The sequence below is a fragment of the Halalkalibacter akibai JCM 9157 genome (assembly GCF_000513135.1).
Taxonomy (GTDB): Bacteria; Bacillota; Bacilli; order Bacillales; family Bacillaceae_D; genus Halalkalibacter; species Halalkalibacter akibai.
Genome location: NZ_BAUV01000001.1, coordinates 111,444 through 125,810 on the forward strand (window position 1 = coordinate 111,444; position 14,367 = coordinate 125,810).

16 protein-coding genes are annotated in these 14,367 nt (G+C 40.5%); 14 read left to right on the forward strand and 2 right to left on the reverse strand.

Translation table 11 applies throughout. The features are described from left to right. Positions 1-18 precede the first annotated feature (18 nt). The 9 genes from JCM9157_RS00560 (at position 19) to wrbA (ending at position 7,403) form a co-directional block, all read left to right on the forward strand. A complete protein-coding gene (locus tag JCM9157_RS00560) occupies positions 19-1,035 on the forward strand; it encodes an ABC transporter substrate-binding protein (protein WP_052012855.1) in 1,017 nt (338 codons plus the stop codon). A 23-nt stretch (positions 1,036-1,058) separates the two neighbouring features. Further along, positions 1,059-1,892: a creatininase family protein gene (locus tag JCM9157_RS00565; protein WP_035660979.1), complete on the forward strand. Its 834-nt coding sequence runs from the start codon at positions 1,059-1,061 to the stop codon at positions 1,890-1,892. Between the two features lie 4 nt (positions 1,893-1,896). Next, positions 1,897-2,679 carry an ABC transporter ATP-binding protein gene (locus tag JCM9157_RS00570; RefSeq protein ID WP_035660981.1) on the forward strand — a complete coding sequence of 261 codons (783 nt, stop codon included), beginning with the start codon at positions 1,897-1,899 and terminating at the stop codon, positions 2,677-2,679. Positions 2,680-2,771: 92 nt separating this feature from the next. After that, positions 2,772-3,278, forward strand: a complete 507-nt coding sequence (locus tag JCM9157_RS23125; protein ID WP_052012856.1) for an FAD-binding oxidoreductase — start codon at positions 2,772-2,774, stop codon at positions 3,276-3,278. Beyond that, positions 3,250-4,146 carry an FAD-binding oxidoreductase gene (locus JCM9157_RS23130; RefSeq protein ID WP_052012857.1) on the forward strand — a complete coding sequence of 299 codons (897 nt, stop codon included), beginning with the start codon at positions 3,250-3,252 and terminating at the stop codon, positions 4,144-4,146. Before JCM9157_RS23125 ends, JCM9157_RS23130 begins: the two co-directional genes overlap by 29 nt. Further along, on the forward strand, positions 4,139-4,327 hold the full coding sequence (locus JCM9157_RS23135) for a hypothetical protein (protein ID WP_052012858.1): 189 nt from the start codon (positions 4,139-4,141) through the stop codon (positions 4,325-4,327). Before JCM9157_RS23130 ends, JCM9157_RS23135 begins: the two co-directional genes overlap by 8 nt. Next, positions 4,324-5,388 (forward strand): amidohydrolase family protein, encoded by a 1,065-nt coding sequence (locus JCM9157_RS00580; RefSeq protein ID WP_158318608.1) that lies wholly within the window; start codon positions 4,324-4,326, stop codon positions 5,386-5,388. The genes JCM9157_RS23135 and JCM9157_RS00580 overlap by 4 nt, the downstream gene beginning before the upstream one ends. A 3-nt stretch (positions 5,389-5,391) precedes the next feature. Further along, positions 5,392-6,696: an amidohydrolase family protein gene (locus JCM9157_RS00585; protein ID WP_052012860.1), complete on the forward strand. Its 1,305-nt coding sequence runs from the start codon at positions 5,392-5,394 to the stop codon at positions 6,694-6,696. 14 nt (positions 6,697-6,710) lie between these two features. Further along, positions 6,711-7,403: an NAD(P)H:quinone oxidoreductase gene (gene wrbA, locus JCM9157_RS00590; RefSeq protein WP_035660983.1), complete on the forward strand. Its 693-nt coding sequence runs from the start codon at positions 6,711-6,713 to the stop codon at positions 7,401-7,403. A gap of 204 nt (positions 7,404-7,607) precedes the next feature. On the opposite strand, the gene JCM9157_RS00595 is transcribed toward wrbA, so the two are convergent. After that, positions 7,608-8,888, reverse strand: coding sequence for a M48 family metallopeptidase (locus tag JCM9157_RS00595; RefSeq protein ID WP_035660986.1), 1,281 nt, complete (start codon positions 8,886-8,888; stop codon positions 7,608-7,610). A 176-nt stretch (positions 8,889-9,064) separates the two neighbouring features. Here JCM9157_RS00595 and JCM9157_RS24300 point away from each other — a divergent pair, with 176 nt between their 5' ends. Continuing rightward, positions 9,065-9,538: a hypothetical protein gene (locus JCM9157_RS24300; RefSeq protein ID WP_052012861.1), complete on the forward strand. Its 474-nt coding sequence runs from the start codon at positions 9,065-9,067 to the stop codon at positions 9,536-9,538. A 264-nt stretch (positions 9,539-9,802) separates the two neighbouring features. Here the strand turns inward: JCM9157_RS24300 and JCM9157_RS00605 are convergent, their stop codons facing one another. Then, the gene (locus JCM9157_RS00605; RefSeq protein WP_035660987.1) at positions 9,803-9,982 is read right to left on the reverse strand and encodes an H-type small acid-soluble spore protein; all 180 of its coding nucleotides are present in this window, start codon (positions 9,980-9,982) and stop codon (positions 9,803-9,805) included. Positions 9,983-10,136: 154 nt separating this feature from the next. On the opposite strand from JCM9157_RS00605, the gene secG reads away from it, so the two are divergent. The 4 genes from secG to rnr all read left to right on the forward strand — a co-directional run bounded on the left by secG (position 10,137) and on the right by rnr (position 14,351). Next, positions 10,137-10,361 carry a preprotein translocase subunit SecG gene (secG, locus tag JCM9157_RS00610; protein ID WP_162232036.1) on the forward strand — a complete coding sequence of 75 codons (225 nt, stop codon included), beginning with the start codon at positions 10,137-10,139 and terminating at the stop codon, positions 10,359-10,361. A 116-nt stretch (positions 10,362-10,477) separates the two neighbouring features. Next, positions 10,478-11,194, forward strand: coding sequence for an alpha/beta hydrolase (locus JCM9157_RS00615; RefSeq protein ID WP_035660990.1), 717 nt, complete (start codon positions 10,478-10,480; stop codon positions 11,192-11,194). Beyond that, a complete protein-coding gene (locus JCM9157_RS00620) occupies positions 11,175-11,921 on the forward strand; it encodes an alpha/beta hydrolase (RefSeq protein WP_035661262.1) in 747 nt (248 codons plus the stop codon). Before JCM9157_RS00615 ends, JCM9157_RS00620 begins: the two co-directional genes overlap by 20 nt. A 30-nt stretch (positions 11,922-11,951) precedes the next feature. Beyond that, entirely contained in the window at positions 11,952-14,351 is a 2,400-nt protein-coding gene (gene rnr / locus JCM9157_RS00625; protein ID WP_035660992.1) for a ribonuclease R, read from the forward strand. Positions 14,352-14,367: the final 16 nt, after the last annotated feature.

Below are 14,367 nucleotides of genomic sequence, written 5' to 3' on the forward strand. Positions count from 1 at the left end.
AATAACGGGGGTAACGTCATGGTAAAAAGACTGTTCGCAAGCATCACTTTATTATTTGCTTTAACGGCATGTGGAGCATCGGAGGTAGAAGAAGCTACAACAGGAAATCTTGAAACAGAGGCTAGTGAGGAAGAAGAAGTGAGCGTTGACTTGTTTGAAATGAAGCAAATTACAAGCTGGTTCCCGCAGGTAGAAAATGCCGGTCAATACTATGCGCAGATGGAGGGTTTTTATGAAGAAGCTGGCATTGAAATGACCACAGAACCAGGTGGCCCTCAGGTTTCTTCGATCTCCATTGTATCATCAGGAAGTGCGCAAATTGGAATGGCTCAAGCGGATCAAGTATTATATGCCATCAATGAAGGCATTCCATTAGTAGCGGTGTTCGCTAATTTCCAAAAAACGCCGCAAGGGATTATGTTTCATAAAGACCAAGGAATTGAATCATTTGATGATTTAGGTAATGGCTATGAAATCTATACAGCAGCAGGAGCTGGTTATTGGGAATTTTTAGTTAATCAGTTTGACATTGACTCTTCGCAAAACCGAGTATACACAGGTGATAGCTCAGCTTTTGTTTCAAATAAAAAAGCAGCTTCGCAAATGTATGTCACCTCAGAGCCATTTTATTTACAACAAGAAGGAATTGAGACAGGTCACTTGCTAATTGCTGATTCAGGATACTCTCCGTACGGCGATGTCATTTTTACGACAAGAGCTTTTATGGAAGAGAATCCTGAGATCGTTCAAGCCTACGTGGATGCTATTACAAAAGGCTGGGAGTCATTCAAAGCGGAACCTGAGAAAGTTTATGATTATATAATTGAATTGAATCCAGATAAGACTGTGGAGCAGATGACTTATGCAACAGAGCAAATGACAGAACTTGTGTTTGGAGGAGATGCAGCGACTCATGGTGTTGGCTATATGACAGAAGAGCGTTGGCAAACATTAATTGATCAGCTGTATGAGCTTGAGCTAATTGATTCAGATATTTCTGTAGAAGATGTATTCACAACAGAGTTTTTAAATTAAGCCTGTTTACAAAGGAGAATGGTATGTTATATTCACGATTTGAAAGCAAGGCGTGGCAGGAATTATTCCTGCCACGCTTATCAACAAAACAAGTTACAGAGTTGCCAAAAGATAAAGGAGTCGTTGTGTTACCAATTGGGGCTATTGAACAGCACGGACCACATCTTCCTGTTTATACAGATACGTTAATTGCAGAAGGTCTGCTTACGACAGCGTTTGAGCAACTCTCACAAGAAGATCAAGTCTGGATGCTACCTCCTCTTCCTTATGGCAAAAGCACGGAACACGTCAACCATCCAGGAACGTTTACCTTGTCTAGTCAAACGCTTCAGCAAGTTATTCTGGATATTGGCTCAAGTGTAAAGGCAAGTGGTTTTCGTCGAATAGTTCTTTTTAATACGCATGGAGGCAACAATGACCTTTTAAATATGATCGCTCGTGAGTTACGAATTGAAACAGAATTAATGGTCTTTCGAATGAATGGAATGGATTTTAAAGCTGAAATTGCTTCTTTGTTTTCACCAGAAGAACTATCGTATGGAATTCATGGTGGTGATGTGGAAACTTCACTGATTCTGGCAATTGAGGAAAATTGGGTTGAGATGGCACTAGCTCCCAAAGAATTTTATGACTACGAACATGCACTTGATATAAAAGGTGGCCCGTATGTTGCCTGGGTGATGGATGATCTCTCTAATTCGGGAATATCAGGAAATGCAACAGAGGCTACAAAGGAAAAGGGCATAGAAATTCTTTTGCGACTGGGCAGTAAGATTGCGTCAACTTTACAGGTTATTAGTAGTTTTGAAATGAGAGATTTAAAGAAAATGGTGACAACAACCAACAGAAAGGAGTAGTAAGATGAAATCAGCTCTAGTAACAGAAGTCTCTCAGAAACCAATGCTTAAAATTAATGATGTTAGTAAAATATACGATCAGAAAATTGTAGCGCTTAGTGAGGTAAATCTTGAAATAGAAGAAGGAGAGTTTATGTCATTTGTTGGTCCTTCTGGTTGTGGGAAATCGACAATCTTTAAGATTATTGCGGGATTAAGCGAGCCTACAACAGGATCTATTGAAATGGTCACGGCAGAGAAAGTGGAAACAGCGATAAAACGCGATGAAGTAGGATTTGTTTTTCAACATGCGACACTGCTACCTTGGAAGCCTGTTATTGACAATGTTGCTTTACCTCTTGAACTAAAGGGGGTTTCAAAGAAAGAAAGACAAGAAAAGGCAATGGAAGTAATTGAGTTGGTCGGGTTGAAGGGGTATGAAAAAGCATTACCAAGGCAACTCTCAGGTGGGATGCAAATGAGGGTTTCGATTGCGCGATCGTTAATCGCAAAGCCGAAACTATTGTTAATGGATGAACCGTTTGGGGCTTTGGATGAGATGACGAGACAAAATCTTCATTATGAGCTTCTGCAAATCTGGCAACAAACAGGGATGACGGTTCTTTTTATTACTCATAATGTGTTTGAGTCTGTTTTTCTCTCAACGAAAATTGCTGTTATGAGTGCTCGTCCTGGCCGAATTACCCATGTATTTGATGTTCCTCCCTATGAGCGAAATGACTCTTTCCGAAGTACACATGAGTTTAGTAGTTTGGTTGGAGAAATTGAAAAAGGCTTAAAACATTAAAGAATCGTGCAGCTTGAATTTCTTTTAGCTGCACTCTTCTTATTTGAAGACCGGTTCTATTCTATTATCGTTATCATCAAAGGAGGATGTTAATGACTAGCATACAGAGTGATTGGAATCAGGAAATCGTTGATCATTTTGGCTCTGACATCGTCAAAACAAAAGAAGTTTATGTGAAGCGCATGTCTCAAGATTACTTTTGGTACTCTCCTGTTTTAAAGAAACAACTTGAAAATCGTTATGGAGATTGTGTGATAACTCCTCGAACTGAGCAGGAGTTAACAGAAGTCATTACATTTGCTGTCCAAAGAAGAATCCCAATTGTTCCAAGAGGGGGCGCAACTGGCAACTATGGGCAGATCATTCCATTACGTGGTGGAATTGTATTAGATACAACTAAGCTAAACAAGATAATCAAAATTGAAAGTGGAGCAGGAACGTTTCAAGCAGGTGTGAAGCTTGGCGTTATAGAGCGCACGCTACGAGAAACAAATCAAGAGCTTCGTTTTTTCCCTAGCACATATATGAAATCAACAATTGCAGGGTTCATTGCTGGCGGAACGGGGGGAATTGGCTCAATCGAATACGGCACGCTATGATGAAGGGAACGTACTTTCACTTACGATTTTGACGATGGAGGAAGTCCCGAAAAAGATATTGGTCAATACGAAAGAAGAGTTAGTGAAGTACATTCATAGCTATGGGATTTCCGGTATTATTCTTGAAGCTCGAATGGCATTAGCAAAGAAGACTGAATGGGTCGATGTTCTTGTGTCTTTTAATGAATTAGAGCACGCGCTATTATTTTCGGGTGAGGTAGCTAATTCAGAAATTATAAAAAAACGATTAGTTTCTGTTTGTGAAGCGCCACTTTCTTCCGTCTATCCTCCATTAACCTCTTTTACAAATGAGAAACAAGCAACAGTATTATTACAAATTGCACCTGAACATACTCATCATATACAAGAATTAGCTGCTACGTATGAAGGTGAAACATCGGACCTTTTTTCCGGTTATGTAAAGGAGAAACAATTAAGAATAACTGATTTTAGTTGGAACCACGTTACGCTTTGGTGGCTCAAGCAACATAGTGAAGATACGTACCTACAAGGTAGATTTAATCCGGTCACGTATCTCGATCAAGTTCGGCAATTAAAGAAGCGTTACTCGGATGAAGTGTTGATACATTTTGAGTGGATTAAAGTGGGTGGTGTCGTTGTGCCGAGTTCTCAACCAGTCATTCGCTTTACAACGATTGAACGTTTGCAAGAAATCATTTTGTCCTTTGAGGAGTTTGGAATTAAAGTGAGCAACCCACATACGTATTTACTTGAAGAAGGTGGCAAAGACGACTGGATTGATTTAATCTGTCAAGCGAAACAGGATAATGACCCTTTTGACCTTCTTAATCCGGGAAAAACAAATCGGTTCGTGAGACTTCTGCGAGCAGGTGATATTCATGTTTGACCTTCTAATCAAAAATGTACGTAAACTAAATAATCCTCACTCTGTTGATATTGGTATTAAAGATGGATTCATTACACAAATTGGCTCCATTAAGAGTCCTAGTAAGCAATTGATCGAAGGTGAGGGGCGCTTGGTCCTGCTCCTTACGTTGAATCTCATATTCATCTCGATACGGCTTTGACGAGCGGTAAACCAACATTTAATCAGTCAGGTGAACTATTTGAAGGGATTCAGCTTTGGAATCAATACCGGAAGACGATGTCAATGGAAGATGTGAAAGAACGCGCTCTTTCTGTCATAAAGATCATGGCTAGTCAAGGTGTGCTATTTATGAGAACGATGGTCGACACATCCGATCCAAAGCTTATAGCATTAAGAGCTTTGCTCGAAGTAAAGAGAGAAGTATCTGCTTTTATGACGATACAAATTGTTGGATTTCCCCAGAATGGTCTTAGTTCTGTTAAAGGTGTGGAACAGCTTGAACAAGCAATTGAACTAGGAGTGGATGGAATCAGTGCCGTTCCGCATCTGGAGCCCACTCGTGAACATGGAGTCAGATCGTTAGAAACCTGTTTTCAGTTAGCGATCAAGCATCAATGCTTTATCCATATCTTTTGTGATGAAACGGATGACCAAGCGTCTCGTTTTTTAGAAGTAGTGGCTTCTCTTGCCCTTGAAACGAATTTGAAAAATCAAGTAACGGTCAGCCACATTAATGCAATGAGTTACTATGATGAAGCGTATGTTAGGAAATTAATCGGCATTCTTCAAGCTTCGAAGATCAATGTGGTTACTGCACCACTTGTTAATAGTGCGATGCAAGGCCGATTTGACTCTTGGCCGAAAGGCCGTGGAATCACAAGAGTGAAAGATTTGCAAAAGGCCGGCATTAAAGTAGCGGTTGCACACGATGATTTTCTTAGTCCTTTTTACCCTTTGGGGACAGGGTCTCTGCTGGCAGCAGGGCACCTGCTATTACATGTAGCTCATATGACAGGAGCTGAAGATTTCGAAACTGTGATACAAATGATGACGAGAAATCCAGCAGAAATATTAGGGCTTACACATTATGGGATTGAAGAAGAAATGGAAGCAAATCTGTTGATCGTGTCTGCTGAAAATGCTCATGATTTATTAAGAAGACAGCCTGTCGCTGAATTGGTGATCGGAAAGGGGAGGTTGATTGCAGAAACCCCAGCTTTAAAAACAACTTTTCATATGCAAGCTAGAGAGGGAGTTTAAACGATGATGATGATGAAATTAATGAATGTCAGAATACCAATACTGCACGAAAATTACTATTTTGACCTTGTTATTAAGGATGGGTATGTGGCAGAGATTATTGCACATGAGGGGCTACGTAAAGTAGAACGTTTATTTTCTTTCTCGTTGAAAGATCATCAAGAAAGTGAAAGTGAATGGGACGCGCAAGGTCGAATCTTATTACCAGGAATGGTTGACGCTCATATGCATTTAGATAAATCGCACTCGCTATTTGTTGCACCGAACAAAAGTGGTACGTTGCTTGAGGCGATCCAAAGCTATACGCAAGCATCTGAACGGTTTACTGATGAGAATGTCAAGGAACGAATGAGGAAAACAGCTTTAACAGCTATGGCGCACGGCACAACAACGATTCGTACTCATATTGATTTTAGTACAAAAATGAGCGAGGATACGACGTTTAGAGGAGTCCGGATGGCTTTAGAGCTAAAAGAGGAATTGGCCCCTTATTTAGATCTTCAAGTGTATCCTATGCTACCTTATTACCCTTATGAAGACCAAGACCGAAAGAAAATAGAGAGAATGCTCACAATGGGCGTCGATGGGATTGGTGGTGCCCCTCATATTAGTGAACGTCCACTTGAATGCGTCGATGAAATTTTTGCTTATGCAACTAAGTATCAATTACCGATTGACTTACACACTGATGAAAGTGACGATCCAACGGTTGATACGGTCCTATACATCGCTGAAAAAACAATGGAGGCAAACTATCAAGGGAAAGTCGTTGTCGATCATCTATGCTCTTTAGCTGCGATGGATCACGCTAAGGCTGAAGTGGTTATTATGAAGATGAAGGAGGCTCAACTAGGGGCTATCACACTACCTGCTGCCAATTTATATTTACAAGGAAGAGAAGATCGTGGGGTGGTCAGGCGGGGTATCACGAGAGTACGTGAATTACATGAGGCGGGTGTACCCATTGCAACAGCGTCAGATAATGTTTGTGATCCGTTCCATCCTTTTGGCAGAGGGGATTTGTTGCAAATTGCTCAATTAACAGGTTATACAGCCCACATGGGTGGGAACAAAGATTTAACGACTTTGCTTGAAATGATAACTGAAGTTCCAGCTAGACTTGTTGGGAAACAAGAAAAAGGGATAAGCGTGAATCAAAAAGCAGATTTTGTTTTATTTAATGCAACATCTGTTGAGACATTATTTGCTGAACTGTCTCAAGCCAGAGCTGTATTTGCTGAAGGCCGTTGGGTGGCGATGACCAGTGTAGATAGACAAGTAGTGGTAAATAAACCGATGACGATCTAAAAAGGGTGTTTGAATTGACGAAGATATTAGTGATTTATTATAGTGCATTTGGACACGTAGCCAACCTTGCTCAGGCGATAGCAAAAGGGGTTGAAAAAGTCGAAGGAGTGGAATATAAGCTCGTTCGCATTCCTGAATTTGCTGACCCAAGTATTCGTGTCGTTAACCAGCGTAGCAACCAAAAGCAAGACGGATTAGCACAACATTTTAAGTTAACCAAGCGGATAGACGATTATGAAAAAGTTCAAAAAGAGCAAGAGCATATACCAGTGGCAACAATGGACGATTTAAAAGAAGCAGATGGAGTGATCTTTGGCTTTCCAACCTATTTAGGGTCGATGCCAGGTCAAGTTAAAACTTTCTTAGATCAAGCGGGTCAATTTTGTACGACAGGTGAATTAGAAGGGAAGCCAACTGCACTCTTTACAAGTGCAGGATCCATTCATGGGGGGCATGAAGCAACTCTTTTAAATTCACTTGTGCCACTTCTACACCTAGGTTTTATATTTGTTGGTCTGCCTTATACCCAAAATCCTGAGTATTTGACAGATAAAGCGATTGGTTGCTCTCCGTATGGAGTCTCAACACTTGCAGGACCAGATGGATCAAGGACACCAGTAAAGGAAGAACTCATCATGTCTAGTCGTTTAGGTGAACGAGTAGCACAAGTGGCAAAGGCATTTACGTTGGCAAAACCTTTTGGGTGACATGATGAAAAGGGGCTAAAAAAAGCGAAACTACCCTTTTTTAGCCCCTTCCTTTGATCTGCAAGAGTCTGAGTTATTTCCTTAGCTAGGTTGTCGCGTATGGTTCGCAGTCTCAGTTAAACATTCTAGTTATGTAATAGCCTTTCTAAGCACTATAATCAAATTTGAATAAATTCTTAAGCTGACATATGAGACAAGCAAAGGCTAATCTTTATAAATCCCAAGCAACTCCATTAACTCATTATTACCGGAATCAGAGGCAATTTCCATGGCAGAGAAACCCTCCTCATTCATAAAAGAAGGATCGGCACCTGCTTCAATGAGTAAAGCTGTTGCTTCGATATTTTCAACTGAGACAGTCGACATAAGTGGAGTCCAGCCATAATCATCTTGATGGTTCGGATCCGCTCCATAATCGAGAAGAAGTTGAATGATGTCAGCATCATTATGAGCGCTAACCATTAGAGCTGTTTCACCAAAACCATTAATTTCGTTAGGATCTGCGCCTTCATTTAGCAAACGTTCGACTTCATCAATATTCCCTTCGAAGCTGGCATCCATTAACGGTGACCAATCATCCTCCCAAGCAGCTTCTGAAAAACCAAAATCTAAATCAGAGAAGAGATTTTCCGTTGCTGTAACCAATCCTATTGAGGCAATAGGAAGCAAGAGAAAAGTAGTAAGGAGAATGAAGGCCGTTTGTTTGTTGCGACTTATGCATTCAACTGATTGTGTGTCAAAAAAGGCTTCAATCGCTGCAATCCTTTTAGGGATAGGAGGATGAGTAGACAGAAGTTCTGTTAACGTAGCCAATAAGCCCTTTTGTTCGTTGTATTGTTCCACGTACTCTTTCACTGCAATGTTTTTGTATAAGCGTCTACCAGCGGCGAAAACAAGTAGTGCTTGGACACCATTGTTTGGCGATTCAGTGTAATAAACAGCCATTCGGTCACAAGTATATTCACATGCACGTAAGTAACTAACCCCTAAAAATGGAATCCACATCGCAGGCCAAATAAATACCGCTTTACCAATATGATTTCGTTTGATATGAGCAAGTTCGTGAGCAATGACATAGTCGAGCTCTGCTCCTTTTGACTCAAGAGAAAGATCGACGTAATCTGAATAGAGCACGACCATGTTTTTACCTGAGAAAGCTAATACTTTTGTGGCAAAAGCATTCAATATGCCTCCAGATTCTAGGATATACACTTCTGGTACTTTGACCTCCATTTTCGTACATAAAGTTTCAACTTTTTGATACAGCTCGGGTAATTGTGTTGGTCTTAAGCGAACACCGTTTAAACGGATATGTGACATCGATAAAGCGTGTGAAAAAATGGATGCAAAAATAAAAAAGGCAAAAATAAGAGCACCAACTACAGAGAATAGTAAAAAGATCGTGATAATGATACTAATGATTAAACAAAAAACATAAAGCATATTTTCTTTTGAATGAATTAAGTTACTTTCATTGCTTGACATCGTAAGGTTCTCCTCATATTTCTTTTTCTTATTAATGTAATTCATTTTCCAAAAAAATGAAATAATTTTTTAAAAGAAACTAAATGTGACTGGTAGGGATTGTACAGGATAGAAAAACAGCTAGTGCATACGCTAAGGTTGGGCACGTAAATAAAGGAATGGGAGGTTTCTTACTTATGAACCCGAAAACAAATCCAGCACCGATGTTATATGAGCAAGCAACAGCAAGTTCAAATGTGGATACGACTAATACACAGCAACAACAACCTTTAAGTGAGGCTCAACCGGCACAACTTTTATTAGAGGAAGCTAGTGCTGCTTTAAGTTTGGCACAAGCGAGTGGATCTCCTGAGCAGATCCAACAAGCTCAAACTGCTCTTCAACAAGCGCAGCAACAACTACAAATGGAAAACCAAGAGTTAATGCAAGCACAGTTAGAATTACAACAAGCGCAACAACAAGTGCAGCAGCAGAAGTTAGATCTTCAACAAATGCATCAACAAGTGCTTGATAAGCAAAACCAATTGCGTTCAACACAACAAGATGTGATTCAAAAGAAACAACAGGTTGTTCAAGAAAAAGAAGAGGTGCTTCAAGCTCAAAAGCAAGTGTATGAGGCAATGGCTGTTGATCAAGATACACTTCAATAACACATTTAGGACTGTCGTTATGCGGCAGTCTTTTTTATGTGTATTTATACTTACGCATCCGTTACATTCCGCTGCAGCCACTCGCTTTCCGAGGGGTATTGCCAAGCCACCACGACTTCGTCTGTGTTGTCTTGCCCTTTCCTCTTTTCCCGCAGGAGTCGAGTGGCTTCCGCTCCATTTCACTAGGAGAAACTTATGAAGAGCCTTGTCACCACAAAAAATCCTACAACCAATTTAGGTCATAGGAGTGTTTTGCTATGTAGTCTACATTTCTTCTAGTTCTGAAATGTCTACTTCTGAGCGTTCTTCTAATGTGCCTCTTAAGTGGACGGTTGCTCTTTTTTCGTCTTCGTGTAGCTTGTCAATCCAGACAGATGTTCCGTTATAGACGACGTCAATTTCAGCAGATGAGGAAAGAATCTGTTTTACACGGTTTGCTTCCATTTTGATAATCACTCCTTTCAACGTTTGTCCTTATTATGAGAAGAAACTGTCATTTTATCCTAGAGAACGCTTTTATTTCTGTTGAGTATTTGTACTTAGTTGTGTTACAGTAATAGAAGCGAAAACTGTGCTTGGAGGTGTAACAATAGTGCAAATGTTAGCAACAGTCTTACTAATCATTGTGTCAATTAGCTTAATCGCGGTTGTATTATTACAATCTGGTCGTAGTGCAGGACTTTCAGGAGCGATTTCTGGTGGAGCTGAACAGCTTATCGGGAAACAAAAAGCACGTGGAATCGATGCGGTACTTGGAAAAGCAACAGTCGTACTTGCTGTTTTGTTTTTTGTTTTAACGATCGCAGTTGCATATATGTTATAAGAAAAGCAGTGGGCTTCGCCTGCTGTTTTTTTCTGTTTAAGGGCTGTTGCTTGCTTGATATAAATGGAAAAAGGTACTCTATACATAATGACAGAAAAAGAAGAAGGGTGAGTAACATGATTGGTTGTCTTTGTTTGCATGGATTCACTGGTGAACCGTGGGAAGTCGAGCCGATCTCAACCTATTTTCTTGAAGAAAAGAACTGGCTCGTTTATACCCCTACGTTGCCAGGACATGGACCAAACGGAAACTTAAAAGATGTCACCTACCAAGAATGGGTGTTTCTTGCTGAAGTGGCAATTAGGGAACTATTAAAGCGCTGTGAAAAAGTGTATGTTATTGGATTCTCGATGGGTGGCATGCTAGCTTCATATATAGCTGCTAAATATCCTGTTGCGAAACTGGTGCTTTTAAGTGCAGCAGCTTATTATGGGAATCCACAACAGTTATTGCAAGAGATGAAAGATATTGTGCGACTACGCTTAAAAGGCGAACTAGATGCAGATCGGCATTATCAGCATTATCGCAAAAAAGTCATTGAAACACCGATAACAGCGGTTTTGCAATTTATGCAAGTGGTTAAAAGAATTAAACCATATGTGAGGCAAGTCCACATTCCGGCTCTTATTATCCAAGGAGAGTTAGATGGGATTGTACCTCGGAAAAGTGCAGTGTTTTTATATGAAACGATTCAATCAAAGGTAAAAGAATTAATTTTTTTACCTGAGTCAAAGCACTTAATCTGTCACGGTTATGATAAAAAGCAACTTATAGCAAAAGTAGAAGAATTTTTATGTGAGAGGATAGATGAAAATGAAGGTGGTTGCTCCTAAACCATTTACATTCGAAGGAGGGAAACGAGCAGTTTTATTATTGCACGGTTTCACCGGAACAACGGCTGATGTGAGAATGATCGGTCGTTTCTTGCAAAAAAAAGGCTATACGTGTCATGCTCCACTTTACAAAGGGCACGGGGTTCCTCCTGAAGAGTTAGTGAAAACAGGACCAGAAGAATGGTGGCAAGATGTTGTTGCAGGGTATGAATTTCTTAAATCAGAAGGATATGAAGAGATTGCCGTAGCGGGTCTTTCGCTTGGAGGGGTATTCTCGCTTAAAATCGGGTACACTCTACCTATAAAGGGAATTGTACCAATGTGTGCACCAATGAAGCCTAAGACAGAAGAAGCGATGTACGAAGGCGTTCTAGCCTATGCTAAAGGTTACAAGCAGCTAGAGCAAAAAGAAGCAGATCAGATTGAAGAGGAAATGGTTGCGTTTAAAGAAACGCCAATGAACACATTGCAGGCTTTACAGCAACTGATTGAAGATGTGAGAAAAAATTTAGATTTTATCTACTCACCTACTTTTGTCGTGCAAGCCCGCCATGATGAGATGATTGATATTAACAGTGCTACCATCATTCATGACCACGTGGAATCTGATCAGAAGTCAATTAAATGGTATGAGGATTCCACACACGTCATTACATTAGATAAAGAGAAAGAACAGCTTCATGAAGATGTCTATCTATTTTTGGAACAGTTAGATTGGACCGTATAAGGATGAAGCTTAGCGAAAGGAGTAACAACATTGAATGAAGATCAAATTCAACAATTATTAAATTTTTTTCGCGAGAAAGCGGAAAAGCCTCTTTCCATACAAGAAATAGAGGAAGAGTTTAAAGTAGAAGGCAGTGACTCTTTTAAAGAGCTAGTAAAAGCATTGAATGAGCTTGAAAACCGAGGGCAAATCGTTCGCACTAGAACGGATCGTTACGGTATTCCTGAGAAAATGAATCTCGTCCGTGGGCGTGTACAAGGTCATGCAAAAGGATTTGCTTTTATTATCCCTGAAGTTGAAGGAATGGATGATGTTTACGTCACGAGCGGGGACATGAATAGTGCGATGAATGGGGACACGGTTCTCGTTCGTTTAAATCAAAAAAGCTCAGGTTCAAGACCTGAGGGGCAGGTTATCCGCATCATTGAGCGTGGAACAACCGAAGTAGTCGGGCTTTTCTCTGATCAAGGATCTTACGGGTTTGTGATCGCTGATGATAAGCGAGTTGCCAATGATATTTTTATCCCAAAAGAAAATACTCAAGGTGCCGTTGATGGCCATAAAGTTGTTGTAAAGATTATTAAATACCCTGAAGGTAGAATGAGTGCAGAGGGGAAAGTCATTAAAGTACTTGGTCATAAAAATGACCCAGGAATGGACATCCTTTCAATCATTTACAAGCACGGAATTCCAATTGAATTCCCAGATGAAGTGATTGCTCAAGCGAACTCAGTTCCAGATCAAATTGATCCAGCTGATCTTAAAGATCGTCGTGATTTACGTAACGAAACGATCGTAACGATTGACGGCGCAGACGCAAAAGATTTAGATGATGCGGTACATGTTAGAAAATTAGAAAATGGAAACTATTTGCTTGGTGTTTCCATTGCAGACGTGACTCATTATGTAAAAGAAGGATCTCCTATTGATTTAGAAGCGGCTGACCGTGCAACAAGTGTATACTTAGTCGACCGAGTCATCCCGATGATTCCACATCGCTTATCCAATGGGATTTGTAGTTTAAATCCAAAAGTCGACCGCCTGACTTTGACTTGTGAAATGGAAATCGACTCAAACGGTCATGTTGTCAAACATGAAATTTTCCAAAGTGTAATTAAAACGACGGAACGAATGACGTACTTTGATGTTAATAAAATTTTAGTTGATAAAGATGAGGAAACTCGTGCTAATTATGAATCTCTTGTGCCGTTCTTTGAGGAAATGGAAACATTAGCGGCGATTCTTCGCAAAAAGCGTTTTGACCGTGGAGCGATTGACTTTGACTTCAAAGAAGCAAAAGTGCTTGTTGACGAAGAAGGAAAAGCAACGGATGTTGTTTTGAGAACGCGTTCTGTAGCGGAAAAATTAATTGAAGAATTCATGTTAGCAGCAAACGAAACTGTTGCCGAACATTTCCACTGGTTAAAGCTTCCGTTCGTTTACCGAATTCACGAAGATCCAGACTCTGAGAAGTTAGCTAAGTTCCTTGAATTCATTACGAACTTTGGTTATGTGGTTCGTGGGAGTGCGAATACCGTTCATCCACGCGCACTTCAGAAGCTGTTAGAAGAAATCAAGGGCGAGCCGGAAGAAACGGTTATTAGTACGGTCATGCTTCGTTCGATGCAACAAGCCAAATATGATGTGAATAGCCTTGGACACTTTGGTTTATCAACCGAGTTCTACACGCATTTTACATCTCCAATTAGACGTTATCCTGACTTACTTGTTCACCGCTTAATTCGTGAATATTTAATAAAAGGAAATGTTGATCAAGAAACACAGGAACGAATGAATGCGAAGCTTCCTGACTTAACTCGTCATGCATCAGAAATGGAAAGACGTGCCGTTGAAGCAGAGCGTGACACAGATAGTGTGAAAAAAGCTCAGTATATGGAAGATAAAATTGGTGAAGTATTCACAGGTATGATTAGTGGTGTGACGAACTTTGGAATGTTCGTTGAACTAGAAAACACAATTGAAGGACTTGTCCATGTTAGTTACTTAACGGACGACTATTATCACTATGACCAAAAATCATATGCGATGATTGGTGAACGCACCGGTAAACAGTTCCGCATCGGTGACGAAATTGAAGTAAAAGTAACAAACGTAAACGTTGATGAAGCTTCAATTGACTTTGAAGTCGTTGGCATGAAGCCTAGAGAGCGCCGTGAACCGAGAGATCGTCCGAAAGTTATCATCGGCGGTAAACGTGAAAACCGTGGCGGTGGTGGCCGTGGTGGCGCGTCAGAAGGAAAAGGACGTGGATCTGGTTCAAGTGGCGGCAAAGGTCGAGGTGCTGGAAGTGGACGCGTTGGCAAGGAAGAAGCCAAGCCAGGTGAGAAAACAGGTGGCGGACGCAAAAAGAAAAAGTTTTTCGAAAATGCGCCAAGTGCGAAACGGAAAAAAGGGAAACGTCGTAAATAATCAAAGAATGGCGAAA

Excerpts from the sequence above, each read along its gene's own strand:
- JCM9157_RS00585 (WP_052012860.1), top strand. The coding sequence starts at position 5,392 with ATGATGATGATGAAATTAATGAATGTCAGAATACCAATACTGCACGAA.
- JCM9157_RS00595 (WP_035660986.1), bottom strand. The coding sequence starts at position 8,888 with ATGTCAAGCAATGAAAGTAACTTAATTCATTCAAAAGAAAATATGCTT.
- JCM9157_RS00620 (WP_035661262.1), top strand. The coding sequence starts at position 11,175 with ATGAAGGTGGTTGCTCCTAAACCATTTACATTCGAAGGAGGGAAACGA.
- JCM9157_RS00560 (WP_052012855.1), top strand. The coding sequence starts at position 19 with ATGGTAAAAAGACTGTTCGCAAGCATCACTTTATTATTTGCTTTAACG.
- JCM9157_RS00570 (WP_035660981.1), top strand. The coding sequence starts at position 1,897 with ATGAAATCAGCTCTAGTAACAGAAGTCTCTCAGAAACCAATGCTTAAA.
- JCM9157_RS23135 (WP_052012858.1), top strand. The coding sequence starts at position 4,139 with ATGTTTGACCTTCTAATCAAAAATGTACGTAAACTAAATAATCCTCAC.
- JCM9157_RS24300 (WP_052012861.1), top strand. The coding sequence starts at position 9,065 with ATGAACCCGAAAACAAATCCAGCACCGATGTTATATGAGCAAGCAACA.
- JCM9157_RS00565 (WP_035660979.1), top strand. The coding sequence starts at position 1,059 with ATGTTATATTCACGATTTGAAAGCAAGGCGTGGCAGGAATTATTCCTG.
- JCM9157_RS23125 (WP_052012856.1), top strand. The coding sequence starts at position 2,772 with ATGACTAGCATACAGAGTGATTGGAATCAGGAAATCGTTGATCATTTT.
- JCM9157_RS00605 (WP_035660987.1), bottom strand. The coding sequence starts at position 9,982 with ATGGAAGCAAACCGTGTAAAACAGATTCTTTCCTCATCTGCTGAAATT.
- JCM9157_RS00615 (WP_035660990.1), top strand. The coding sequence starts at position 10,478 with ATGATTGGTTGTCTTTGTTTGCATGGATTCACTGGTGAACCGTGGGAA.
- secG (WP_162232036.1), top strand. The coding sequence starts at position 10,137 with ATGTTAGCAACAGTCTTACTAATCATTGTGTCAATTAGCTTAATCGCG.